The following is a 21922-nucleotide window of genomic DNA, read 5'->3' on the forward strand; positions in this document are numbered from 1 at the left end:
GTCGCGATCTAGCTCTCGCGAGCAGGTTCCTCGGTCTTCTTTTCTTCGGCTGAGACCGGCGGAGGCGGCTGGGTGCCCTTGAGGAGGTGGGTGAAGTTCTCCTTCACTTCTTCCCACTTGTCTTCGGACATGGAGCCTCGGAGCACGGCGTAGGCGGCCCAGAGGGTCAGGGCGTAGAAGGGGAGGCCGAGGGCGATCTTGGCTACGCCCAGGGCGCTCACGTTGTCGGTGAGGTAGAGCGGGACCATGACGGCCAGGCGGATGCCTACCTGGGCGGTGAAGACCATGGTGACCCGGGTGAGGGCGCGGTTGAGCTCGGCGTCCTTCCGCCAGGCCAGCCAGGTTTGCGTGATCGCACCGTACAGGAGGCCGAACAGCGGATACCGGGTGATCAGCGTGATCGCGTAGAGCAGGAAGAAGCCCGAGTTCAGCAGGATGCCGGGCAGGAAGACGTCTTCGGCCTGGCCGGTGCGGGAGGCGGTGAAGGCGGAGATGCCGACACCTATGAAGCCGCCGATCACGTTGGCGATCGGTTTGCGCTGGATCAGGCGGATCACGCCGACCACGGCCGCGGCCGAGATCGCGACGATCAGGGCGAGTTTCAGGTCGTGGTCGCTGAAGGCGTAGACCACGGTGAACGCGATCCAGGGCAGGCCGATGTCGACCAGCATGCCGACCCAGCCGAGAACCTGCTTCGTGGTGCTCTTCGGGGCCTTGACGTCGGTGTCAGCCATGGGCGGCCGTCGGGCGGAGCTCGTAGCGCGGGTTGAACATCACCCGGTCGCCGTCGACGACACCGATCCGGCCGGAGGCGGTGAGCTCCGAGCCCGGGTGGATGCCGGCGATCTTGCGCCGGCCCAGCCAGACCAGCTTCACGGTGCCGGTGCCGTCGTACAACTCACCCTCCAAGGCCGGTACGCCGCCGCGCGGGCTGAACGTGATGGTCCGCAACGTGCCGTACAGCGTGACGACCTCGCGGTCGCGGCAGCCGGTGATGGACCGCGCGCCACAGTCGTGCGCGTAGTCGCGAAGGACCTCTGCATCCTGCTGGTCCCGGTCCCCGGCCAGCCCGCGGAAGGCCCGCCGGAACAGGCCGGCGGGTTTGTCGCTACCCATAGTCGTGATTGTAGTCCGGGTTAAGCCTGCTCCGTGCCTTCTACCGGCTGGGCACCTTCGGGCAGGCGCAGCGGCAGGGACTCACGCACGGCCATCGGCTCGTCACCGCGGACGACGATCACCTCACGCAGCGTCTGCTCGAGCGGCGTCGCGGCCTCCGGCTCGACCGCGGCGCGGCCGAGGATGGTGGCGCGCAGCAGCCAGCGCGGGCCGTCGATACCGACGACACGGGAGGTCTGGCTGTAGATCTTGCCGTCCGGGTCCTCGACCGGTACGACGAGCACCAGGTCGGTACCGAACGAGCTCTCACTCTCGGTCGCGGTGCCGCCCATCCGGGTCGCCTCGCCGGCGATCTCCTGCCGGACCTCGTCCCAGATCCCGCTGCGCTTCGGCGCGGCGAAGGCGCGCAGCTCCAGCGCCGACTCCTCGACCACCAGCAGGATCGCCTGCACCTCACCGGACTGCTCGTCGACCTGCAGCCGCAGCTCCATCCCCGGCAGGCCGCTGATGACGAGGGCACCGAGGTCGATCCGGTCCTCGGCCTCGAGCAGCTCCGGGTCCACCTCGGTCGAGTCGAACGGGCCCTCGGCACGCGGATCCGCCGTACCGGTGCCCGCCTCGTCGGTCTCGGTCTCGAGGTCTTCGTTCTTGCCCTTACGGCGGAAGATCACAGCTCTTGCCTACTTCCTAGATCGATTCCTACGGCGGCCGTAGTCTGACGCATCTCTGGTGTCACCCGGCGCACCGCCTTCAGCGTGTCACATTCCCGAAGCCGCCCGTCGAGCCGTGCCCGCCGACGCCCCGGTCCGAGCCGGGCAGCGTGGTCACCTCGACGAACTTCGCCTTCTCCACCTGCTGAACGACCAGCTGCGCGATTCTGTCCCCGCGCCTCAGCGTCACCTCGGCGTGCGGGTCGAGATTGATCAGGCAGACCTTGATCTCGCCCCGGTAGCCCGCATCCACGGTGCCCGGCGCGTTCACGATCGACACCCCGTGTTTCGCGGCCAGACCGGACCGCGGGTGCACGAGGCCGACGTACCCGTCTTGCAAGGCGATCGCGATGCCGGTGCCGACCAGGCCGCGCTCGCCGGGTTTGAGGGTGATGTCGGAGACCGCCACCAGGTCCGCGCCGGCGTCGCCGGGATGCGCGTACGCCGGGATCGGCAGGTCAGGGTCGAGTCGCTGGATGAGAACCTCGGTCACGAGAGGCGACCCTACCGACGCGCTACAGAGCACTGCATGCCAGGCTGGTCCCGTGGGTGAATACAGGGAGAAGCTGAGCGTGCCGGTGTCCTGGTGGATCATCTCCGCCGCTGCGGTTGTGACGCTGTTCGCCATCACTGCCGTCCCGGCCGGACTGCTCGCCGGCGTGATCGTCGGCGCCGTCGCGCTACTGGCGCTGCTCGCCCTCCTGATCCGGTACGGCGGCGCCCGGGTCGAGGTGGATGCGGAACGCCTCCGCGCCGGCAGAGCGGTCATCGAGCGGGCGCATCTCGGCGCAGCCGAGGCCCTGACCGGCGAGGATGCCAGGAACGCCTTCGGCCGCGACTGCGACCCGCAGGCCTACCTGCTGCTGCGAAGCTACGCCCGCGGCGCGGTCCGGGTCGCAATCACCGATCCGGGCGACCCAGCGCCGTACTGGGTGCTCGCCACGCGGCACCCGGAACGATTGGCGGCCGCTCTGAGCGGGCACAGCGTGACAAGATCCTGACTGTCAGGCAATTCGTTAGGAGGGCACGTCGTGGTCGGAGCCAAGATCGGCTGGAAGCTGGTGCAGACCGCCTTCGCGGTCGCAGTCGGTATCGCCGCCAGCAAGGCCGTCAGTACCGCCTGGAAGGTCGGCTCGGGCGGTAAGCCGCCGAAGAAGGGCCAGGGCGGGTACCTCGAGGTGGCCGCGTGGGCGGCGGCCAGTGCGGCGGCCGCTGCGGTGGCGACGGTGTTCGCCGAGCGGCAGGCGGCGTCGTACTACCTGAGGTCGACCGGGCACGCCCCGCCCGGCTGGGAGCAGGACTCAACGGTCCGCAGCGGGCTCGTGAAGAGCATCGACAAGGACTGATTCAGACACGACGACGGGACCATCCTCGCTGAGGACGGTCCCGTTGTCGTTCGAACGAAGAAGAGGGCGCTGGGTCAGGCTGCGCAGTCGCGGCAGATCAGCTGCCCGTTCTTCGTCTCTGCGAGCTGGCTGCGGTGGTGAACCAGGAAGCAGCTCGAACACGTGAACTCGTCGGCCTGGCGTGGCAGCACCCGCACTGCCAGCTCTTCGTGACTCAGGTCGGCACCGGGCAGCTCGAAGCTCTCGGCTGCCTCCGCCTCGTCCTCGTCGACCTTGCCGGAGTTCTTGTCGTGACGGCGAGTCTTCAGTTCCTCGATCGACTCTTCGGAAGCGTCTTCGTCCGTCTTGCGCGGGGCGTCGTAATCAGTCGCCATGGTGTTCCCTGCCCTCTTCGTACCCGTGGTGTTGCCTTGCTGAGCCCTTGAACGGGTGGAGCGGCCGAGAAATTCCGCGCTGAAGGACAGCGCCGAACGTTTCGTCCCCCGAAACCCTTGACAGCCAGGCCGGGAGCGGCAACTTCCGCTCCCGAGGACGGGATTGTGCCCTATCGAAGGCCCTTCGCGCGCGCCGGGGTCCAACTTGTGACCCGCGTGTCGCACTTATTGTCAGTACCGAACAATTGAATGCTCATTACTGCGCAGTTCGAGCAGAAACGAACACTCAAGTGCAACTAGGCGCGCAATGGGTCCGCGCCCGCCAGCAGGTCGTGGAAGGGGCCGAAAAGCTCCGGAGCGGCGGCGATCGACATCTCCGGCGAGACCGGCTCCCCGTGCATCCCGCCGACCTTCGCGCCGGCCTCGGAAGCGATCAGGGCGCCGGCGCCGTAGTCCCACGGGTTCAGGCCGCGCTCGTAGACCGCGTCCAGCCGGCCGCAGGCGACGTAGCACAGGTCGATCGCGCCGACCCCGATCCGGCGGATGTCACGCACCTTGGCGATCAGGTGCGAAATCACCTCAGCCTGGACCTGGCGGCGTACCGGGTCGTACCCGAAGCCGGTGCCGACCAGCGCCTTCGCCAGCTCGGAGCAGTCCGAGGAGCGGATCGGCTTGCCGTCGAGGAACGCGCCCCCGCCGAGAGTCGCCGTGAACACCTCGCCCTTCGGCGCGTCCACGACCACCCCGGCGACCGTCGTACCGTCGACCTCGACCGCGATCGAGACGGCGTACGTCGGGTGGTCGTAGAGGTAGTTGACCGTGCCGTCGATCGGGTCGACCACCCAGCGCACCCCGCTGGTGCCGACCACGTCGTCACCCTCCTCACCGAGGAACGAGTCGTCCGGCCGGGCCTGCAGCACCCGGGCCCGGATCAGCTCCTCGGACTCGCGGTCGACCGCGGTGACCACGTCGGTGATGGTGCTCTTGGTGTCGGCGACCGTGATGGTCCCCCGGCGCCGCTCGACGATCAGGGCCGCCGCTTCCTCGGCGACCGCAACGGCGAGCTTCAAGAGGTCCTGGGGGTTCATGCAGATTCCTTCACAGTCGGTCGAGCCGGACGGCGCAGCGCCGGACAGCAGTCGTGGCGGCAGTCGTCCCAGGCTGCGCCGAGCTTGCCGACGCACGGCCGCTCCGGCTGCTCACCGCGCTCGGCGGCGGCCCGCTCGACGACCAGGTCGCGCAGCATGGTGACGAACCGCTCGTCGGTCCCGGGGGTCGCAGCCCGGGCCATCGGCAGCCGGAGCTTCTCGGCCGTCGCGGCCGCCTCGGTGTCGAGGTCGTAGATGACCTCCATGTGGTCGCTGACGAACCCGATCGGTACGACGGCCACTCCCGGCACCCCCTCGGCTGCCAGGGCCTCCAGATGGTCGTTCACGTCCGGCTCGAGCCACGGCACCTGCGGCGGGCCGGACCGCGAGCAGTACACGAGGTCGGTACGCCGGGTCTGCCCGGTACGGCGCTCCAGCTCCGCATCGATCTCCGCAGCCACGTCCAGGTGCCAGTCGACGTACCCGTTGCCATCCGGACCGCTGGTGTCGTTCATCGCATTCGGGATCGAGTGGGTGACGTACGCGATCGCACTGCCCTCGGGCAGCGTGCTCAGCGCGTCGGCGGTCGCCTCGACGAACGAGCCGACGAAGCCCGGGTGGTTCGCGTAGTGGCGCAGCTTGTCGAGACGTGGCGCGTTCGGTACGTCGCGGGCCGCGTCCTCGAGGTTCTCCCGGTACTGCCGGCAGCCCGAGTAGGACGGGTAGGCGGCCGTCACGATCACCACCGCCCGCTGGATACCGTCGGCCGCCATCTCCCGCAGGGTGTCGGTCAGGTACGGCGCCCAGTTCCGGTTGCCCCAGTAGACCGGCAGCTCCGGACCGAACGCCTCCCGCAGTGCGGCGAGCAATGCGCGGTTCTGGTCGTTGATCGGGCTCTTGCCGCCGAACGCGTAGTAGTGCTCGCCGACTTCCTTCAGCCGCTCGTCCGGGATGCCCCGGCCCCGGGTCACGTTCTGCAGGAAGGGCAGCACGTCTTCGGGCTTCTCAGGTCCTCCGAAGGACAGCAGGAGGACGGCGTCGTACGGGGCAGCATCTGTGGTACCGACGGGCATACATCCAGTCTCTCAGCCCGATGGGAACGGTGGTGCGCGGGGCGGTAGGTCGATGTCAGGACTTACTGCGCGAGCGGATAAGGTGCAACTGCCATGCTGAAGCCTTACGTGCACCTGATGCGCCGTCCCGGCGCCGGCGCGTTCTTCAGTGCCGGGGTGCTCGGCCGGATGCCGATCTCGATGACCGGACTCGGTGTCGTCATCCTGATCGCCCGCGAGAGCGGCTCCTACGGCCTGGCCGGCGCAGTCTCCGGCGTGGCCGTCGTCGCCGGTGCGGTGACCGGACCGATCCAGGGCCGGCTGGTCGATCGCTTCGGCCAGCGGATGCTCCTGATCGTCGGCTCGGTGCTCTGCACGGTCGGCCTCGCCGGACTGCTGGTCGCGGTTCGCGCGGACGCACCGACCTGGGCGCTCTACGCGCTCGCGTTCGTTGCCGGTGGCACCCGTCCGCAGGTCGGCTCGTTCGTCCGGGCCCGCTGGACGCATCTGCTCGGCCGCGGCCGGGCGCTGCAGACCGCGTTCGCGCTGGAGGCAGTCGGCGACGAGGTCGTCTTCATCATCGGTCCGGTCGTGGTCACCTTCCTCGCGACCGAGATCAGCCCGTACGCCGGGCTCGCCACGGCCGGCGTACTCGGTCTGCTCGGTGGTCTGTGGCTCGCGTTCCTGCGCGGCTCGGACCCGCCCGGCCGGGGCAAGGCGAACGGCAAGGAGCAGGCGCCGATGCCGTGGGTGTCGATCGCACTGCTCAGCCTGATCGGTCTGGGCCTCGGTGCGACCCTCGGCGGTGCTGAGGTGATCACGGTCGCCTTCGCGACGCTCAAGGGCCAGGCCAGCATGGCCGGCGTCGTACTGGCCGTCTGGGCCTTCGGCAGCCTGCTGGCCGGCCTCTGGTACGGCTCCGTGCATTGGCGCGCTCCGGTCGAGCGCCGGCTGCTGATCGGAACCATCGTGCTCGCGATCAGCCTGGCCCCACTCCCCTGGGTCGACAGCGTCTGGCTACTCGGTGTCGTCCTGTTCTGCTGCGGTATGACGATCGCCCCGACCATGGTCGCGGTCACCGCCTGCGTCGAGGAATGGGTCCCGCCCGAGCGCCTCACCGAAGCCATCACCTGGACCGTCACCGGCATCCTCCTCGGCGTGGCCCCCGGCAACGCCGCCGCCGGCCACGCAGTAGACGTCTGGGGCCCCTCAGACGCCTACTGGGTCCCCGTAGCCGTAGGCATCGCCTGTGCCCTCATAGCCGCCGCCTCCATCACCTTCGCCCGCCCCAAAACCACCTTCGCCCACAACTAGTGGGTTCGCGGTAGCGGTGCGTTCCAGCCGCGGCGGATGGCGAGGAGGCGGATGGTGAAGCAGGTGAGGACGGCGGCGTACGAGACCCAGAGGGCGTGGTAGTCGAGGGCTGCCGCGACCACCACGATGGTGGCCCCGAGGAAGGCCGGGGTGGCGTAGATCTCCCGGCGGAGTACAACGGGGACCCGGCCGCTCAGCAGGTCCCGGATGACACCACCGCCGATGCCGGAGATCGTGCCGAGCAGCGCGGCCGACAGCGGCGACAGGCCGTACGAAACAGCCTTCAGAGCACCGGTCACGCAGAACAGCCCGAGGCCGGCCGCGTCGAAGATGTTCACCAGACGCTCGAGGCGTTCGATCCCCGGATGCAGGAAGAAGGTGACCAACCCCGCGACGATCGGTACCACGAGATAGCGCCAGTCCTTCAGCGCGGCCGGTGGCGTCGCACCGATCAGTACGTCGCGAATGAATCCACCGCCGAGCCCGGTCACCAACGCCAGCACCTGGATCCCGAACACATCCAGCTGCTTGCGAACCCCGACCAGCGCGCCGGTGATCCCGAACACGAAGATCCCGACCAGATCCAGCACGTGCAAAGCCACAGTCGCACGGTATTCCAGTTCCCCCCGGCAGGCCGCGCGGACACCCTGAGGCACCCGCGCGGTCGCTCAGATCAGCAGGGCCGAACCGTGTAAACCGGGGTCAGGTCTCTGACGTTGTGCGGCTCCTGCCCCGCTGTCCCGAACGAGTACAGATGGTTGCCGCTGGCGCCGTACATGCTGACGATTGCGCCGCCGGTCTGGTTGTTCTTGAGCCCTCCCTGGCCGTACGCGTTCGATAGCCGGTAGGTGGTGCACGCCAGCATGTCGAAGACGCGCCAGTTGCCACCCGGCTCGTTCCACACGGCCAGGCAGGCCCGGCCGGATCGGCAGTTGTAGTTGTAGAAGTCGTACTGGCCAACGTAGGTGGCGCGTTCCGGCGCCGGCGACATCCCCGGCGTACCGGCCGCGACCGCGGCGGGCTGCGCGGCGACCGCCGGAGCTTCCTTCGCCACGGCCTGCGACCCACCGGCCAGCGCCATGCCCAGCGCCGCCAGTGTGATGCCGATCATGCGTCCCTTGTGCATATACCCCAACCCTTCGAAGCAGCTCGAACGAGAAATTTCGCAGTGATGCTAAGCGGTGACAGGGCTGCTCCGCTCGACCTTTCGATCTGGGTTTCAAGGTGTCCGGATTAAACCCCGCGCGGTACCGGGCACCGGCGCTCTATCGTCTGTGAGCATGAGCGGGCCACCGGATGTCGATTACCGTGCCACCTCCCTGCGACCGACCTGGGACGCACTGCCGGAGGAGCTCAAGCACGCGCTGTCCGTTGCCCTGGGCACCGAAATCGTCGCCGCCTCGCCCTCGGTCACCTCCGGCTTCACCGGCGGCTTCGCGGCCCCGGTCCGCCTCGCCGACGGCCGGCGGGTCTTCGTCAAGGCCTCCGACAACACCCTGCACTCGTACGACGCCTATCAGCGGGAAGCCGACGTGGTCCCGCAGCTCCCGGCTGCCACCCAGGCCCCTGCGATCATCACCACGGCCCGGACCGACGACTGGTTCGCGGTGGTGTCGGAGTGGGTGGACGCACGGATGCCGGGCGCGCCGTGGACGGCCGCGGACTTCGCGGTGGTGACGGCGAGGTGCGAGGCGATGGCCGACGCGCTCGCCCCCAACCCGATCGCCGGACTGGACACGTTCCTGAAGGATCTGGAGTCCGGGGAGTCTGCGTTGCTCGTACCCGAGCAGATCCTGGCCGGGGACCGCCCGGTGCCGCGCGGGCTGCAGGACTGGGTCCCGCGGGTAATACCCGAGCTGGCCGACCTCATGAAGGCCGTACCGGAGGCACTGTCCGGCGACGCGGCCGCGCACACCGACCTGCGACCGGACAACCTGCTGATCGACACCACCGGCACCTGCTGGACGGTCGATTGGAACTGGCTGTCACTCGGCCCACGCTGGCTGGACTGGGTCGGCCTGCTCCCGGTCGCACAGCACCACGGCATCGACACCGGTACGGCGATCCGCAGCAGCCCGCTGACTGCCGACGTACCGGCTGATGACCTCGACTGCTTCATCGCGGTGATCGCGGCGTACATGCTGAAGAACCCCGACAACCCACCCCCGATCGGCACCACCCAGGTACTGCGCGAGCACCAGCGCTTCTACGCGTGGACCTTCCTGGACTGGCTGGCGACCCGACGTGGCTGGACCACCTAACCTCATAGCTATGACCAAAGCTCCGACCAGCCGGTTCAAGGTCGAGGTGCTCGACGGCGAGCGCACCTCGCGGCGTGAGGACGTCGTCGTCACCGAGGAGCCGCTCGAGCTCCGGCTCGAGTGGCCGGGCCGGCCGCCGGAGCCGCTCGTCGTCACGATGCGGACCCCGGGATCCGACTTCGAGCTCGCGGCCGGGTTCTGTCTCGGCGAGGGGTTCGCGGTCCGCCCGGGCGCGATCCGGACCGTTGCCTACTGCACCGACAACAAGCTGACCCGCGAGCAGCAGTTCAACACCGTCACGGTCGCCTTCGACGGCCCGCCGGACCGCGAACCACCCCAGCGGTACGGCGTCACCTCGGCCGCCTGCGGAGTCTGCGGCCAGCAGTCCCTCGACGAACTCGCCGAGCGCGACTACGACCCGGTCGACCCCGTCGAGGTCGATATCGACGTCGTACGGCGGCTGCCGGACCTGCTCCGCGAAGCCCAGCCCACGTTCTCCCGTACCGGCGGTCTGCACGCGGCCGGACTGTTCACCACGGACGGCCGCAAGGTCGTGGTCCGCGAGGATGTCGGCCGGCACAACGCGGTCGACAAGGTGGTCGGGTGGACCCTGCTCAACCAGCAACCGCGCAAGGGCCTGGTGCTCGCGGTCAGTGGTCGCGTCGGCTACGAGATCGTCCAGAAGGCGGTCGCGGCCGGTCTCGGGATGATCGTCGCGGTGGGCGCTCCGTCGAGCCTGGCGGTTGATCTCGCCCGGCAGTTCGGTGTGACCGTGGCCGGGTTCGCGCGGGGCGAGCGGTGTGTGATCTACAGCAACCCGGAGCGGATCATCCGTCCAGCTTGATGAAGGTCGCCTTCGGGACGTACTCGTAGCGGTCCGGCATACAGGTCAGGATGATGACCTGCCCATGGTCCCCGGCTCGGCCGAGTAACGCGCCCATGTCGCGCAGCCGGGCCTTGTCGGACCAACCGAGTGCGTCGTCGAAGATCACCGGCACACTGCCGTCGCCGGTACTGACGAGGTGGCTGATCGCGAGCCGCGTGATGATGGCGAGCTGCTCCTGCGCACCTGTCGACAGTGCCTCGATCGGCAGCCGCACGCCGTCCAGCTCGCGCTCGGCGACCGCCAGGTCGTCATCCAGCCAGATCTTGAACGACGGCCCGTAGACACTGCGTCCCAGGGCCTCGATGCGCGTCTGCAGCGGCTCCGAGTACTTCGTCTGTGCAGCAGCCCGATGCCGCCCCAACGTCTCGTAGACCCGCCGTGCGGCCTCGGCCCGCCGCTGCAGGCTCTCGTGCTCCGAACGGATAGCGGCCAGCTCCAGCTCGGCCACATCCCGCCGGGTCGCCATACCGTCGCGCCCGGACTGCTCCAACCGGCCCTCGGTCGTCCGCAACGCGTCGCGCAAGGTGTCCCGCTCCCCCTGCATCCGCGTCGCCACCGCCAGCGCGTCGGCCAGCTCACCGGCCACCTGATCCGCACCGGCCGCATCGGCCTGCTCCTGGACCGCGGTCAGCTCCTCAAGCACCGCCTCGACCTCGGCCATGGCTTCCGCCTCGGCCGCCGTCACCGCGTCGTCGTCGAGCACCGCCCGCGCCGCCTTGAGAGCGTCAACCGCCGCAGCCAGCCGCTCCCCGGCAATCTCGGACCGGGCCCGCGCCTGCTGCGCCTCAGATCGATCCTCGTCCGCAGCCTTCCGCGCCTGCGCCGCCGCGAACTCGGCCTCCGTCAGCAACCGCTCGACACCAGCCAACTCGGCACGCGCATCATCCAGCTGGCGCTGCGCACCGGTCAGATCGTCCGGCGGCGGTGCGGGGAGTTCGAAGTCGTCGAAGAGCGTGTCGAGTGGCGAGGCAAACTCCTCGAACAGCGACATCTGCCCCGGCACGCCCTCGACGGCCGCCTGCTTCGACCCACTCTGCTCGTCCTCGTCATCGGCACCGATCCCGAGCCGCGCGGTCAGCACCGCGATCCGCTCCCCCGGGTCGCCCGCGGACGTCAAAGACTTCTCGGTACGACGAGCCTCCTGCAGCTCGGCCGACGCCGTATCGGCCCGCCGCAACTGCTCACGCGCAGCCGCGACGTCCTTCACGCCGGCCTTCTTCAGCAACTCCTTCTCGCGCCGGACCGCGTCGTCGACCCGGGACCGCAGGGTCGCCGCCTCACCACCCGCGCGCACCGTGACCTCGAGCTGGCCCGGCACGCCGACGACCAGCTCACCCGAGACCAGCAGCTCGGCCGTCTCGTCGAACCCGAGCTCCTTCGGAACCCGCCCAGCGGATGCCTCCACGCCCTTCCCCGACAACTCGACCGGCTCCGCGCCGAGCCGCCGTACGACGACCTCCGGTACGCCGGCCGCCAGCGCCGCGCGCGCCTCGACCACCGCGGCGCGGGCGTCCTCGAGCGCCGCGAACAGTCCGTCGTCGACCTTGATCTTGTCCAGGATCGCCGCGGCCGTCACGATCCGGGCGCGGACGTCGATCAGCTCGGTCTGCTGCCCGACCAGCCGCTCCAGCTCGGCCTGATCGACCAGCTGGCTGACCCGCCGCTCCGCGTCCTGCACATCGGTACGGCGGATGTCCTTGAGCTCGATCACCTCCGCCAGCGCCGCCTCGGCCGCCTGCACGGTCTCGGCCGCGGCCTTGGCGACGGTGTCGGCATCGGTACGGCGTTCGGCCAGCTCGGCATCGATCTTGGTGAACCGCTCGACCTCGTCGAGAAGGCGCTCCCGCTCTTCCCGGGTCCGGGTGTGGTTCACCAACCGGGCGCGCGCGGTCTCGGCCTTCGAGCGGACGGTGTCGCGGCGAAGCAGGATCTCGTCGGTCGCCTGCTTGCGCTCGCGGACCTCCTCGACCGTGGTCAGGTGATCGGCCAGCCGACTGTCGACGTCCGCGAGGTCGAGCGTCAGCCGCTCGGCGCGGCGGATGTCCTGCTGGACCTCCTCCATCGCCTTCAAGGCCTGCGCCGCCTGCAGCTCAGCCGCCGCGACCGCCTTCTCCGACTTCGCGTAGTCACCGGTCGCCCGGCCGCCGCGCGTCCAGTACCGGAGGTACTCGTGCTCGACCGCACTCACCAACGGCATCGACGCGCCATCGACCGGCGTACCGGACTCGGCGGTGACCGCGGTGATCAGCGGCTCGGCGTCGGCCGGGGTCGGCAGGATCAGCGACTGCCCCTGACTCACCATCAACGTCTGCCACAGCACCGGATCGACGTACTCGTGGAAGAGCCGCTCGGCCTCGTTGTGCGCCTCGCGCCCGGTCCACGCCGTACGGCGGCCGGTGGAATCGACCACGGCGAGCTCGGTCGACCGGTTCTTCAGCCAGCGCTTGGTGTAGGTGAGCTCGCGCCCGCCCAGGGTCAGCTCGGCGGTCACCTCGGGAGCGACGTCCTGGCCGACCGGCTGGATGTCGCGGATCCGGGTCGACTTGGAGTCGTCGGGCAGGTCGAAGATCAGCCCGAACGCCTCGACCAGACTGGACTTGCCGACCTCGTTGTCACCGACCACGACCGTCGTCCCGAGAGCGGGCAGCCGAACAGTACGGTCCTTGACGCCGCGGAAGTTCCGCAGCGTCAGAGAGTGCAGCCTCATCCCGCGTCCCGCGCCAATCGGTGCATCAGCGACAGCGCGGCACCCGCGCCCTCGTCCCCACCGGCCAGCGCCTGGCGCAACTCCTCCATCGCAGCCCGGGCCGGACCACTCAGCTGCAACGCATCCAGATCCGCCGCGTCCGGTGCCGGCCGGACGGTCCAGAACTTCGCCCACTTCTCGACGCTGGCGAACGCCTCACCCTGTACGTCGACAATCGTGTCGAGGCGGCTGAGCAACGGAAGGCTCAGCGACCCGTCCCCGGCCAGCCGCACGTACGTGCGCTCCTTGTCGGGCAGCTCCGCGAACCAGTCCTCGAGCGCGGTCAGCGACTCCTCGTCGAACAACTCCACGTGGTGATCCACCATGTGCCAGGCGCCGACCCGGATCGGCTCAACCTCGATGTCGCTCTGGCTGACGGTCACCCTCAGCACGTTGCCCGGGTCGGTCTCCTCCGGAGTGGTGACCTCCTGGGTGCCCGAGAACCAGATCCGCTCGGTCACCTTGGTCGTCGAGTGACGGTCGCCGAGGCCGACGTACTGAACCTTGTTGGCGGCCACCGCGGCCTCGAGGGCCGCCTGGTCGATCGGCGGCACCTCGGACATGCCGCCGCTGAGGCTGGTGAGCTGGCCGTGCACGAGCAGGATCCGCGTCGTACCGGGTGGTGCTGGTTCGAGGTGTGCGTAGGCGGCCGCTGCTGGGTCGGACGTCGGGCGGCGCGACCGCCAGGGTGCACCGACAACCTCGACGCCCGGCACGATCTCGATCGGTGTCGTGTCAGTCAGCACGGTGACGTGCTCCGGCGCATGCGCCTGCCACTGACTCGACGTCCACAACGACCCGGGCTCGAGCGCATCATGGTTCCCCGGCAACAGCACCACCGGCACCGGAATCCGCTTCAGCGCCTCACACGCCCGCAGGATCGTCTGCCGCTCCACCTGGTTGTGCTCGAACACATCCCCCGTCACCACCACGAACGCGGCCCCGGTCCGCTCCGCAACCTCCCCGATCCGCGCGACAGCATCGAGCCGGGCCTGCCCCCACCGGGCCTGACCGTCCGGCCCCAGGAACCGGCGCAGCATTCCCAGCTGCCAGTCCGAACTGTGCAGAAACGTGATCGAGTCGTCCATTGCGCTGAGAACGCTAACCCGACCAGCCACCCCCGCCCAACCCAACACACCTCCAACCCCCACACCGCCCACACTCCGGACACCAAATCCCCCTCAGCTGGCGTCCGGTTGGTGGGGCGGCGGCACGAAGGACAGGAGGTAGCCGGTGTCAGGAGGCTTCCGGGCGACTTGCTGAGCGTGCGATGGGTCGAACGAACCGCACACCTCCTGTCGTTAGCGTCGCAAGGTGGACCGCATCCGTCGCCTGGGGCACGGGGGAAATGGTTGGTGGGGGCTCGAGGGGGTGGGAGGGTGGCGGGGTGGAGACGGAGCGGTTGCGGTTGCGGCGATTCGGGGCGGACGATGTCGAGTTGCTCGTGGAGCTCGATTCGGATCTGGAGGTGATGCGGTTTCTGACCGGGGAGGCGACACCTCGGGAGGTGATCGTGCGGGAGGTGTTGCCGGGGATGCTCAGGGTGTACGGCGAGCATCCGGGACTGGGGACTTTTGCGGCCGAGGAGAAGGACGGCGGGGCGTTCGTGGGGTGGTTCGGGTTGCAGCCGACTGCCCGGCCCGCCACCGTCGACGTCGGGTACCGGCTGAACCGGGGAGCCTGGGGCAAGGGGTATGCGACCGAGGGGACGCGGATGCTGATCGATTACGCGTTCACCGAGCTCAAGGTGGATCGGGTTGTCGCCGACACGATGGCGGTCAACCACAGGTCGCGGGCCGTGATGCGGCGCAGCGGACTCAGGTTCACCCGACTCTGGCATGAGCACTTCGACGATCCGTTGCCGGGGACCGAGTTCGGTGAGGTCGAGTACGCGATCGACCGCCGGACCTGGGAAGCTGGGGATCGTGCCTGACGACCAACGCCCGTACGCCGTCCTCGACATCGACGCGACCTTGTCCGACACGAGCCGGCGGATCCACTATCTGGAGCGCAAGCCGAAGGACTGGGACTCGTTCTTCGCGGAGGCCAAGAACGATGCGGTGCTGGACGAAGGGCTGGCCGTCGCGACGACGCTGGCGGCCGACCACGAGATCGTCTACCTGACCGGCCGCCCAGAACGCCTCCGCCGCGACACGCTCAAGTGGCTGAAGGACAACGGCTTCCCCGAGGGCACGGTCTACATGCGGCGGAACACCGACCGCCGGGCCGGTGCGCAGATGAAACTCGACCGGCTGAAGCGACTGTCGGAAGAGCGGCCGATCGCCGTACTGGTCGACGACGACGTCAAGGTGTGCGCGGTCGCCGAGAAGGCCGGCTACACCGTGATGAGGGCCGACTGGGGACTCGATGCCGAGACCCAGCCGACCCTCTTCGAGGCCCAGGAGAAAGAGGGCCGGACTTAGCCCAGGACTACTTGCTGAGACCCATGATCAGCGTGTTCGGGTACGGCGGGTAGCCCGGCAGGTAGAAGTTCTGCACCTTCGAGCCGTGCAGGAACGCGTTGCGCGCGTACAGCAGCGGGACGAGCGGCGCGTCGTTCATGATCTGCTTGTCCAGCGCGGCCCAGGCAGCGGCTGCCTTGGCCTTGTCGGGCTCGGCGGTTGCCGCGGCGATGGCGGAGTCGACGGCAGGGTTTGAGTAACGCGAGATGTTGTAGCCACCCTTGCCGATCTCCGAGGAGGCGAAGAGGGGCTGGATGTTTCCGAGGGCGCTCGGGAAGTCGGGGAGCCAACTGGCTTCGGCGAGGTCGTAGTCACCCTTGTCGGCGGTGATCAGGTCGTAGAAGGCCTGGGTCTGGTACGGCTTGATCGTCACCTTGATGCCTGCCCGCTGGAGACCCTGCTGAACGGCTTGGGCCACTTCGAGCCGCTGGTCGTCCGCCGCGAGGACGAGATCGAGTTGCTTGACACCGGCCGCGGCCAGCATCTGCTTCGCCTTCTCGGGATCGCCCTGTGGCTGCGTCGGGTACGCGTCGTACTTCGAGTACCCCTCGATGCCCGGGGTGATCAATGTCGTGGCGATCTCGCCGCCGAACTCCGGTCCCCCGTCGGCCACCTGGATCGCCTGCTTGTCGACGGCGTACTGGATCGCCTTGCGCACCTCGGGGTTCGCCAACGCGGGCCGCTTGTTGTTCATCGCCAGGTACTCGAGCGCACCGGACGGCGAGGTGGCGACGCGGGCCTTGACGGCCGGGTTGCCGGTCACCGTCGGGATCAGCGCGGCCGGGATGCTGACGCCGGTCGCCGCGGCGAACTTGTCGTCACCCGCGTCCTGGATCAGGCGCTGGTTGACCGTGTTGGCCTCCAGGCCCATCTGCCAGACGAAGGCGTCCGGCAGGCCGGTGCGGGCCGGGTCGCTGGCCTTGTCCCAGTTCGGGTTGCGCTCCAGCTCGAGCTTCGAGCCCGGCTGGTACGACTTGACCTGGTACGGACCGCTGGCCATCGGCTTCTCGCCGTAGTGGGCCGGGTCGGTGTCGGCCTTCTGCGGGACCGGCGAGAAGGCCGGCATGCTGGCGATCCACGGCCAGTCGCCGAACGGCTTGTTCAGCTTGAAGATGATCGTGGTGTCGTCCGGCGTCTCCACCGTCGAGAGGTGCGCGCCCTTGTACGGGCCTTCGTACTTCTGGCCGTCCGGGAGCAGCAGCGACTTGTGGTAGCCCAGCCCGCCGGACAGCGCCGGGGCGAACGAGCGCTCGATACCGTACTTGATGTCGGCGGCAACGATCGTCGAACCGTCGGCGTACTTCAGGCCCGGCTTGAGCTTGTACGTCCAGGTCTTGCCGCCGTCACTGACCTGACCGGTGTCGGTGGCCAGGTCCGGGACCAGCTCGGTGGCCTTGTCCGGCGAGGTCTTCCAGGCCGTCAGCCCGCGCAGGATCAGGTGGATCGCGCTCGTCCCGAGGTTCTGGCTCTTGGCCGGGTCGAAGTTGATCTCCTTGCTGGTGCTCAGGAACTGCAGGGTGCCGCCCGCCTCGGCGGCCGCCGAGGAGCCACCGCTCGGACCGGACTTGTCGTTGGCGTTGCAGGCGGTGGCCGCCAACGCCAGGACGGCCGCGACCGCGACCGCTCGGGTGATGTGTTTCATCGTGTCCTCTCAGGAGGGTGGGGGCTCGGGGAAGTAGCAGGCGGCGCGATGCTCAGTCTGGCCGTTGACGACCTCTAATGCAGGTCGAGAAGTGGCACAAACGTCTTCGGCCTTGTAACAGCGGGTCCGGAACGGGCATCCCGACGGCGGCGAGATCGGTGTCGGTACGTCGCCCGTCAGCACGATGCGGTCCCGCGTCACCCCGGGTTCGGGGACGGGCACCGCGGAGAGCAAGGCCTTCGTGTAGGGGTGGGCCGGTGCCGCGTAGACCTGGTCGGACGGTCCTTCCTCGACGATCGTGCCGAGGTACATGACCGCGACCCGGCTCGCCACCTGCCGGACGACGGCCAGGTCGTGCGCGACGACGACGTACGAAAGACCGAGCTCGTCGCGCAGGTCGGCGAGCAGGTTCAGCACCTGGGCCTGCACGGAGACGTCGAGTGCCGAGACGGGCTCGTCGCAGATCAGCAGGTCGGGGCTGACCGCGAGCGCCCGGGCGATGCCGATCCGCTGCCGCTGACCGCCGGAGAACTCGTGCGGATACCGCTCCAGGTGCTCCTCGGACAGACCGACCTTGTGCAGCAACTCGATCAGCTGGCTCCGGGTCGGCCGGGTCCCTTGTGCGCGGAACGGCGTACTGAGGATGGTGCCGACCGACTGTCGCGGGTTCAGCGAGGCCTGCGGGTCCTGGAAGACCATCTGGACGGTACGGCGAACCGGCCGCAACCGCCGGCCGCGGAGCCGGGTGACGTCCTTGCCGCCGATCTCGACCCGGCCGGACGTCGGATCCAGCAGCCGGGTCGCAACCCGTGCCAACGTGGACTTCCCCGAACCGGATTCGCCGACGAGCCCGACCGTCTCGCCCTTACGGACAACGAAGCTGACCCCGTCGACCGCCTTGACCGTCTGGGCCGCGCGCCACGGAGCCCCGCGCAGCCCGAAGTGCTTCCGGACAGTGTCGAGCCGCAGCAACTCCTCGGCACTCTGCTCGCTCATGACACCACCTCCGGCCGGCGCCCCAGATGGCAGGCGGCCTCGTGGTCGCCCTCCCCTGGTCGCGGCGTGAGCTCGGGCCGCTCGGTGATGCAGCGCTCGCCGACCCGCTCGGTGTACGCACACCGCGGCTGGAACGGACAGCCGGTCTTGATCGACCCCGGCGACGGCGGCGACCCGGGAATCGTGGTCAGCCGCGGCTTCGGCGGTACGTCGATCCGCGGCATCGCGCCGAGCAGACCGAGCGAATACGGGTGCGCAGCGCGGTAGAACAGGTCCCGGACAGTCCCCCGCTCGGCCGCACGACCGGCGTACATCACCAGTACGTCGTCCGCCACCTCGGCGACCACTCCGAGGTCGTGCGAGATCAGGACGAGCGCCGTACCGAATTCTTCCTGCACGTCGGCCAGCAGCTGCATGATCTGGGCCTGAACGGTCACGTCGAGGGCAGTCGTCGGCTCGTCGGCGATCAGCACCCGGGGGTCGTTCACCAGAGCCATAGCAATCACGACCCGCTGCCGCATTCCCCCGGAGAACTCGTGCGGGTAGCTCTTCGCCCGCCGCGCGGCGTCCGGGATGCCGACCTTGTCGAGCAGCTCGACGGCCCGCTGGAACGCGGCCTTCTTCGAGACGTCGTGGTGCAGCCGGTAGGCCTCGGCGACCTGCCAGCCGACGGTGTAGTACGGATTCAGGGCGGACAGCGCGTCCTGGAAGACCAGCGCGATGTCGTTCCCGCGGATCTTGCGCAGCTCGTCCGCGGGCAGGCCGACCAGCTCGCGGCCGTCCAGCAGCACCTCACCCTGCACCGAGGCGTTGGACGGCAGGATGCCCATCACGGCCGCCGAGCTGACGCTCTTGCCCGAACCGGACTCGCCGACGATCGCCAGTGTCTGCCCGGCCGCGACCGAGAAGTCGATGCCGTCGACAGCCGGGACCAGACCACCCTCGGTGTCGAAGGTGACCCGCAAGTCGTGGACTTCGAGTACCGGCTCAGCCATGAGTCACCCTCGGGTCGAGCGCACCGTGCACTATGTCCACCACCAGGTTCGCGAGGATGATCAGGAACGCCGAGAACAGGGTGACCCCGACGACCACGGCGACGTCCAGCTGCCCGACCGCGCTGATCAGCAACTCGCCGAGCCCCTGCATGCTGAACACCTTCTCGGTCAGGATCGCGCCGCCGAGCAGGCCACCGAGGTCCAGCCCGAACAGCGTCACGATCGGGACGAGCGCGCCGCGCAGACCGTGGGTGACGACGACGCGTGCCTCGCCGGCGCCCTTCGCCCGCGCGGTCGTGATGTGGTCGAGGTTCAGCTCCTCGAGCATCTGCGCCCGGGTCAATCTGATGTACGACGCCGCCTGCAGCACCGCGAGTACGAGCCACGGCGTGACCAGGTGCCAGGCCCAGTCGACCGGGCTCTCGGTCAGCGGAACGTAACCACTCACGGGGACCATGTTCAGCCAGAATCCGAAGACCAGGATCGCCAGCAGACCGAGCAGGAACGACGGCGTCGACACACCGATCAGCGCCACCCCGACGGCCAGCCGGTCGAGCGGGCGGCCCCGGTTCAGCGCGGCGACCACACCGAGCGAGACACCGATGAGCAGCCACAGTACGGCGGCTCCGGCGGCGATCGACACCGTCACGGGCAGCCGGTCGATGATCAGCGTGGTGACCGGGCGCGCCAGGGGGAACGAGTACCCGAAGCAGGGTGCGTTGCAGTGCACGGCGGCCGCATCCTCGCCGTACGTGCGACCGGCGAAGATGCCCCGCAGGAAGTTCAGGTACTGCTGGATCGTGCTCTGGTCCAGCTGCATGAAATGACGCGCCTGCTCGAGCCGGTCCGGCGTACAGGGTTTGCCGCAGGCGAGGTGGGCCGGGTCGGCCGGGATCGCGTAGAAGATCAGGTAGACGGCCAGGCTGAGCGCCAGCATGACGAGCGCCGTCGCCAGCAGTCGCCGGATGATGAACCAGAGGATGTCGGGCATCTCAGTGCGTCCTCCGCAGCCGTACGTCGAACGCGTCCCGGACGCCGTCACCGAGCAACGTGAAGCCCAGTACGGCGACGAACAGCGCGATACCGGGGAAGACCATGAACCACGGATCGGCGCCGGTGTAGACCCAGGCGATCGAGTCCGAGATCGAGCGGCCGAGACTCGGTGTCGGTGGTGGGACGCCGACACCGAGGAAGGACAGCGCGGCCTCGGCACCGATGTAGCCGGGGATCGCCAGCGTCGCGACGACCAGCACGGGGCCGAGCAGGTTCGGCAGCAGCTCGCGGGTGATCACCCACCAGCCCGACGAGCCGACGCTGCGGGCGGCCTCGACGAACTCGCGGGTGACCAGCGAACGCGCCTGCGCCCGGATCAGGCGGGCCAGCCCGGCCCAGCCGAAGACGCTCAGGACGCCGATCAGCAGCAGCGTCCGCGGCACCTTGGCCGGCACGATGATGCCGAGGGCAATCATGAAGACGAGCTGCGGGAACCCGAACAGGAAGTCCAGCAACCGGGACAGGACCGCGTCGAACCAGCCACCGACGTACGCCGCGGTGATACCGAGCAGGGTCCCGATCACCGTCGTGACGGCGGTGACCACGATCGCGATCATCAGCGACGTCCGCAACCCGAGCACCACGATCGAGAACAGGTCCCGCCCGGTCAGCGGCTCCACCCCGAACCAGTGGTCACCACTGACCCCACCGAACGACCCACTCGGCGCGTTGCCGCGGGCCGGATCGAGCAGGTCGATGTGGTACGTGAACGCGTCCTGCCCCGACAACTTCACCAGCAACGGCGACGCCGCCGCGACCACGATCAGCGCGACCACCAGTCCCAGACCGACCCGCGCACTCCGGTCCCGTCGTACCCGACGCAACGCCTGCCGGGTAGGCGAGACGGCCCCGGCAACCGACGAACTCACACGCACTCCCGACGAGGTTGTTTTCGAACAGCCGACACAAGCTAGGCCGCATCCTCCCACCACCCCCGGCCCATCTTGAATCCTGAGAATCTCGACTCGGTAACTCTGGATTCGGTTAGCTCCCCTCGGCTGACTACTCTCCGTTCATGGATCTGCTCGAGTACACCCTCTACGGTCCCACCGACGGTTTCCCGGTGATGTCGCTCGGCGGCTCCCCCAGCACCCGCTGGAAACGTCCGGACGTGGTCGAGATCATCATGGAATCCGGGCTGCGGTTGGCCGTCCCGGACCGCCCTGGGTACGGCGGTTCGGCCCGTCGGCCCGGTCGTACGGTCGCCGACGCGGCCGATGACGTGGCACAACTGGCGGATGCGCTCGGCTGGTCCACGTTCGCTGTCACGGGCGGTTCCGGTGGCGGGCCGCACGCGCTCGCCTGTGCCGCATTGCTGCCCGACCGGGTCACCTGCTGTGCCGTGGTCGGCGCGATCGCCCCGCTGACCACCGACGGCCCCGAGCCGACCGAGGACGACGAAGCGAGCGACCCGCGGCAGAGCCTGACGGCGTGGCTCGCCGTGCACGACCCGGCCCGGTTCCGCGCGCGGTTCGCGGCGGGGTCCGAGCAGATCATGGCGGCGGTCGCGGCCGGCGGGCCCGAGTTCCCGCCCGCGCCCGGCTCCCCGCCGGGGCCGCCCGCGCGCGACGACGCCGCCGCGATGGCCCGCCTGACCGCGACGTTCGGTAGCGGAAGCGCCGACGGCTGCCTCGACGACAACGTCGCGTTCGGCACCCCCTGGGGATTCGATCTGGCCGACGTCAGGGTGCCGACCACTATCTGGCACGGCACCGCCGACGAGCGAGCCGCCCGGCATGCCGTCCTGCTGACCGAGGCGATGCCGGCCGCCGAATCCGTCCAGTACGCCGGTGGCCACGTGCCGCCGCCCGCGGCATACCGGGAAATTCTCGAATGGTTGCGGGGCGCAACAAACGGAGCTGACCCGCGTCGGTAAGCTCA

24 protein-coding genes are annotated in these 21922 nt (G+C 69.1%); 8 read left to right on the plus strand and 16 right to left on the minus strand.

Going from position 1 to position 21922, the window contains the following annotated elements; genetic code table 11:
• Positions 1–8: 8 nt before the first annotated feature.
• The 4 genes from ACFCV3_RS19705 to dut all read right to left on the minus strand — a co-directional run bounded on the left by ACFCV3_RS19705 (position 9) and on the right by dut (position 2319).
• On the minus strand, positions 9–734 hold the full coding sequence (locus ACFCV3_RS19705; RefSeq protein WP_376031692.1) for a DUF3159 domain-containing protein: 726 nt from the start codon (positions 732–734) through the stop codon (positions 9–11).
• Complete coding sequence (locus ACFCV3_RS19710) at positions 727–1116, minus strand: OB-fold nucleic acid binding domain-containing protein (RefSeq protein WP_132169673.1); 390 nt, start codon at positions 1114–1116, stop codon at positions 727–729. Before ACFCV3_RS19710 ends, ACFCV3_RS19705 begins: the two co-directional genes overlap by 8 nt.
• A 20-nt stretch (positions 1117–1136) precedes the next feature.
• A complete protein-coding gene (locus tag ACFCV3_RS19715; RefSeq protein WP_376031694.1) occupies positions 1137–1787 on the minus strand; it encodes a DUF3710 domain-containing protein in 651 nt (216 codons plus the stop codon).
• Positions 1788–1866: 79 nt separating this feature from the next.
• Entirely contained in the window at positions 1867–2319 is a 453-nt protein-coding gene (dut, locus tag ACFCV3_RS19720; protein ID WP_376031696.1) for a dUTP diphosphatase, read from the minus strand.
• A 52-nt stretch (positions 2320–2371) separates the two neighbouring features.
• Here dut and ACFCV3_RS19725 point away from each other — a divergent pair, with 52 nt between their 5' ends.
• On the plus strand, positions 2372–2827 hold the full coding sequence (locus tag ACFCV3_RS19725) for a DUF3093 domain-containing protein (RefSeq protein WP_376031698.1): 456 nt from the start codon (positions 2372–2374) through the stop codon (positions 2825–2827).
• A gap of 30 nt (positions 2828–2857) precedes the next feature.
• A complete protein-coding gene (locus ACFCV3_RS19730) occupies positions 2858–3172 on the plus strand; it encodes a DUF4235 domain-containing protein (protein WP_376031700.1) in 315 nt (104 codons plus the stop codon).
• A 74-nt stretch (positions 3173–3246) separates the two neighbouring features.
• Here ACFCV3_RS19730 and ACFCV3_RS19735 read toward each other — a convergent pair whose 3' ends face one another.
• The 3 genes from ACFCV3_RS19735 to ACFCV3_RS19745 all read right to left on the minus strand — a co-directional run bounded on the left by ACFCV3_RS19735 (position 3247) and on the right by ACFCV3_RS19745 (position 5707).
• Positions 3247–3546, minus strand: coding sequence for a DUF4193 domain-containing protein (locus ACFCV3_RS19735; protein WP_130379292.1), 300 nt, complete (start codon positions 3544–3546; stop codon positions 3247–3249).
• 296 nt (positions 3547–3842) lie between these two features.
• Complete coding sequence (locus tag ACFCV3_RS19740) at positions 3843–4634, minus strand: inositol monophosphatase family protein (protein WP_376031703.1); 792 nt, start codon at positions 4632–4634, stop codon at positions 3843–3845.
• Complete coding sequence (locus ACFCV3_RS19745; RefSeq protein WP_376031704.1) at positions 4631–5707, minus strand: ferrochelatase; 1077 nt, start codon at positions 5705–5707, stop codon at positions 4631–4633. Before ACFCV3_RS19745 ends, ACFCV3_RS19740 begins: the two co-directional genes overlap by 4 nt.
• 93 nt (positions 5708–5800) lie before the next feature.
• On the opposite strand from ACFCV3_RS19745, the gene ACFCV3_RS19750 reads away from it, so the two are divergent.
• Complete coding sequence (locus ACFCV3_RS19750; protein ID WP_376031706.1) at positions 5801–7000, plus strand: MFS transporter; 1200 nt, start codon at positions 5801–5803, stop codon at positions 6998–7000.
• Here ACFCV3_RS19750 and ACFCV3_RS19755 read toward each other — a convergent pair.
• Together ACFCV3_RS19755 and ACFCV3_RS19760 are read right to left on the minus strand one after the other, a co-directional pair.
• Entirely contained in the window at positions 6997–7602 is a 606-nt protein-coding gene (locus ACFCV3_RS19755; protein ID WP_376031708.1) for a trimeric intracellular cation channel family protein, read from the minus strand. The two genes, ACFCV3_RS19750 and ACFCV3_RS19755, sit on opposite strands and share 4 nt — an antisense overlap.
• 71 nt (positions 7603–7673) lie before the next feature.
• Positions 7674–8126 (minus strand): hypothetical protein, encoded by a 453-nt coding sequence (locus tag ACFCV3_RS19760; RefSeq protein WP_376031710.1) that lies wholly within the window; start codon positions 8124–8126, stop codon positions 7674–7676.
• Positions 8127–8280: 154 nt separating this feature from the next.
• Here ACFCV3_RS19760 and ACFCV3_RS19765 point away from each other — a divergent pair, with 154 nt between their 5' ends.
• Both ACFCV3_RS19765 and fdhD read left to right on the plus strand, forming a co-directional pair.
• A complete protein-coding gene (locus ACFCV3_RS19765) occupies positions 8281–9261 on the plus strand; it encodes a phosphotransferase family protein (RefSeq protein WP_376031712.1) in 981 nt (326 codons plus the stop codon).
• 10 nt (positions 9262–9271) lie between these two features.
• A complete protein-coding gene (gene fdhD, locus ACFCV3_RS19770) occupies positions 9272–10105 on the plus strand; it encodes a formate dehydrogenase accessory sulfurtransferase FdhD (RefSeq protein WP_376031714.1) in 834 nt (277 codons plus the stop codon).
• Here the strand turns inward: fdhD and ACFCV3_RS19775 are convergent.
• Together ACFCV3_RS19775 and ACFCV3_RS19780 are read right to left on the minus strand one after the other, a co-directional pair.
• Positions 10089–12854 carry an AAA family ATPase gene (locus ACFCV3_RS19775; protein ID WP_376031716.1) on the minus strand — a complete coding sequence of 922 codons (2766 nt, stop codon included), beginning with the start codon at positions 12852–12854 and terminating at the stop codon, positions 10089–10091. The genes fdhD and ACFCV3_RS19775 overlap by 17 nt on opposite strands.
• Positions 12851–13981: an exonuclease SbcCD subunit D gene (locus tag ACFCV3_RS19780; RefSeq protein WP_376031717.1), complete on the minus strand. Its 1131-nt coding sequence runs from the start codon at positions 13979–13981 to the stop codon at positions 12851–12853. The genes ACFCV3_RS19775 and ACFCV3_RS19780 overlap by 4 nt, the downstream gene beginning before the upstream one ends.
• 299 nt (positions 13982–14280) lie before the next feature.
• Between ACFCV3_RS19780 and ACFCV3_RS19785 the strand changes: the two genes are divergently transcribed.
• Both ACFCV3_RS19785 and ACFCV3_RS19790 read left to right on the plus strand, forming a co-directional pair.
• Positions 14281–14826, plus strand: a complete 546-nt coding sequence (locus ACFCV3_RS19785) for a GNAT family N-acetyltransferase (RefSeq protein ID WP_376031719.1) — start codon at positions 14281–14283, stop codon at positions 14824–14826.
• A complete protein-coding gene (locus ACFCV3_RS19790) occupies positions 14819–15316 on the plus strand; it encodes an HAD family acid phosphatase (protein ID WP_376031721.1) in 498 nt (165 codons plus the stop codon). Before ACFCV3_RS19785 ends, ACFCV3_RS19790 begins: the two co-directional genes overlap by 8 nt.
• A 7-nt stretch (positions 15317–15323) precedes the next feature.
• On the opposite strand, the gene ACFCV3_RS19795 is transcribed toward ACFCV3_RS19790, so the two are convergent.
• Genes ACFCV3_RS19795 through ACFCV3_RS19815 form a run of 5 tightly spaced genes read right to left on the minus strand, consistent with a single transcriptional unit; the run spans position 15324 to position 20910 of the window.
• Complete coding sequence (locus ACFCV3_RS19795; RefSeq protein WP_376031723.1) at positions 15324–16997, minus strand: ABC transporter substrate-binding protein; 1674 nt, start codon at positions 16995–16997, stop codon at positions 15324–15326.
• Between the two features lie 9 nt (positions 16998–17006).
• The gene (locus tag ACFCV3_RS19800; protein ID WP_376031725.1) at positions 17007–17993 is read right to left on the minus strand and encodes an ABC transporter ATP-binding protein; all 987 of its coding nucleotides are present in this window, start codon (positions 17991–17993) and stop codon (positions 17007–17009) included.
• Positions 17990–18988, minus strand: a complete 999-nt coding sequence (locus tag ACFCV3_RS19805; protein WP_376031727.1) for an ABC transporter ATP-binding protein — start codon at positions 18986–18988, stop codon at positions 17990–17992. Before ACFCV3_RS19805 ends, ACFCV3_RS19800 begins: the two co-directional genes overlap by 4 nt.
• Positions 18981–19979, minus strand: a complete 999-nt coding sequence (locus ACFCV3_RS19810; protein ID WP_376031729.1) for an ABC transporter permease — start codon at positions 19977–19979, stop codon at positions 18981–18983. The genes ACFCV3_RS19805 and ACFCV3_RS19810 overlap by 8 nt, the downstream gene beginning before the upstream one ends.
• A 1-nt stretch (position 19980) precedes the next feature.
• Positions 19981–20910, minus strand: a complete 930-nt coding sequence (locus tag ACFCV3_RS19815; RefSeq protein ID WP_376031730.1) for an ABC transporter permease — start codon at positions 20908–20910, stop codon at positions 19981–19983.
• 146 nt (positions 20911–21056) lie between these two features.
• On the opposite strand from ACFCV3_RS19815, the gene ACFCV3_RS19820 reads away from it, so the two are divergent.
• Positions 21057–21917: an alpha/beta fold hydrolase gene (locus tag ACFCV3_RS19820; RefSeq protein WP_376031732.1), complete on the plus strand. Its 861-nt coding sequence runs from the start codon at positions 21057–21059 to the stop codon at positions 21915–21917.
• Positions 21918–21922: the final 5 nt, after the last annotated feature.

Source organism: Kribbella sp. NPDC056345 (genome assembly GCF_042262745.1).
Taxonomy (GTDB): Bacteria; Actinomycetota; Actinomycetes; order Propionibacteriales; family Kribbellaceae; genus Kribbella.

Bases quoted from the DNA above. Each gene is read 5' to 3' on its own strand.
- ACFCV3_RS19805 (WP_376031727.1), bottom strand. From the start codon at position 18,988: ATGGCTGAGCCGGTACTCGAAGTCCACGACTTGCGGGTCACCTTCGAC.
- ACFCV3_RS19775 (WP_376031716.1), bottom strand. From the start codon at position 12,854: ATGAGGCTGCACTCTCTGACGCTGCGGAACTTCCGCGGCGTCAAGGAC.
- ACFCV3_RS19810 (WP_376031729.1), bottom strand. From the start codon at position 19,979: ATGCCCGACATCCTCTGGTTCATCATCCGGCGACTGCTGGCGACGGCG.
- ACFCV3_RS19765 (WP_376031712.1), top strand. From the start codon at position 8,281: ATGAGCGGGCCACCGGATGTCGATTACCGTGCCACCTCCCTGCGACCG.
- ACFCV3_RS19705 (WP_376031692.1), bottom strand. From the start codon at position 734: ATGGCTGACACCGACGTCAAGGCCCCGAAGAGCACCACGAAGCAGGTT.
- fdhD (WP_376031714.1), top strand. From the start codon at position 9,272: ATGACCAAAGCTCCGACCAGCCGGTTCAAGGTCGAGGTGCTCGACGGC.
- ACFCV3_RS19795 (WP_376031723.1), bottom strand. From the start codon at position 16,997: ATGAAACACATCACCCGAGCGGTCGCGGTCGCGGCCGTCCTGGCGTTG.
- ACFCV3_RS19760 (WP_376031710.1), bottom strand. From the start codon at position 8,126: ATGCACAAGGGACGCATGATCGGCATCACACTGGCGGCGCTGGGCATG.
- ACFCV3_RS19780 (WP_376031717.1), bottom strand. From the start codon at position 13,981: ATGGACGACTCGATCACGTTTCTGCACAGTTCGGACTGGCAGCTGGGA.
- ACFCV3_RS19820 (WP_376031732.1), top strand. From the start codon at position 21,057: ATGGATCTGCTCGAGTACACCCTCTACGGTCCCACCGACGGTTTCCCG.
- ACFCV3_RS19710 (WP_132169673.1), bottom strand. From the start codon at position 1,116: ATGGGTAGCGACAAACCCGCCGGCCTGTTCCGGCGGGCCTTCCGCGGG.
- ACFCV3_RS19800 (WP_376031725.1), bottom strand. From the start codon at position 17,993: ATGAGCGAGCAGAGTGCCGAGGAGTTGCTGCGGCTCGACACTGTCCGG.
- ACFCV3_RS19750 (WP_376031706.1), top strand. From the start codon at position 5,801: ATGCTGAAGCCTTACGTGCACCTGATGCGCCGTCCCGGCGCCGGCGCG.
- ACFCV3_RS19745 (WP_376031704.1), bottom strand. From the start codon at position 5,707: ATGCCCGTCGGTACCACAGATGCTGCCCCGTACGACGCCGTCCTCCTG.
- ACFCV3_RS19735 (WP_130379292.1), bottom strand. From the start codon at position 3,546: ATGGCGACTGATTACGACGCCCCGCGCAAGACGGACGAAGACGCTTCC.
- ACFCV3_RS19740 (WP_376031703.1), bottom strand. From the start codon at position 4,634: ATGAACCCCCAGGACCTCTTGAAGCTCGCCGTTGCGGTCGCCGAGGAA.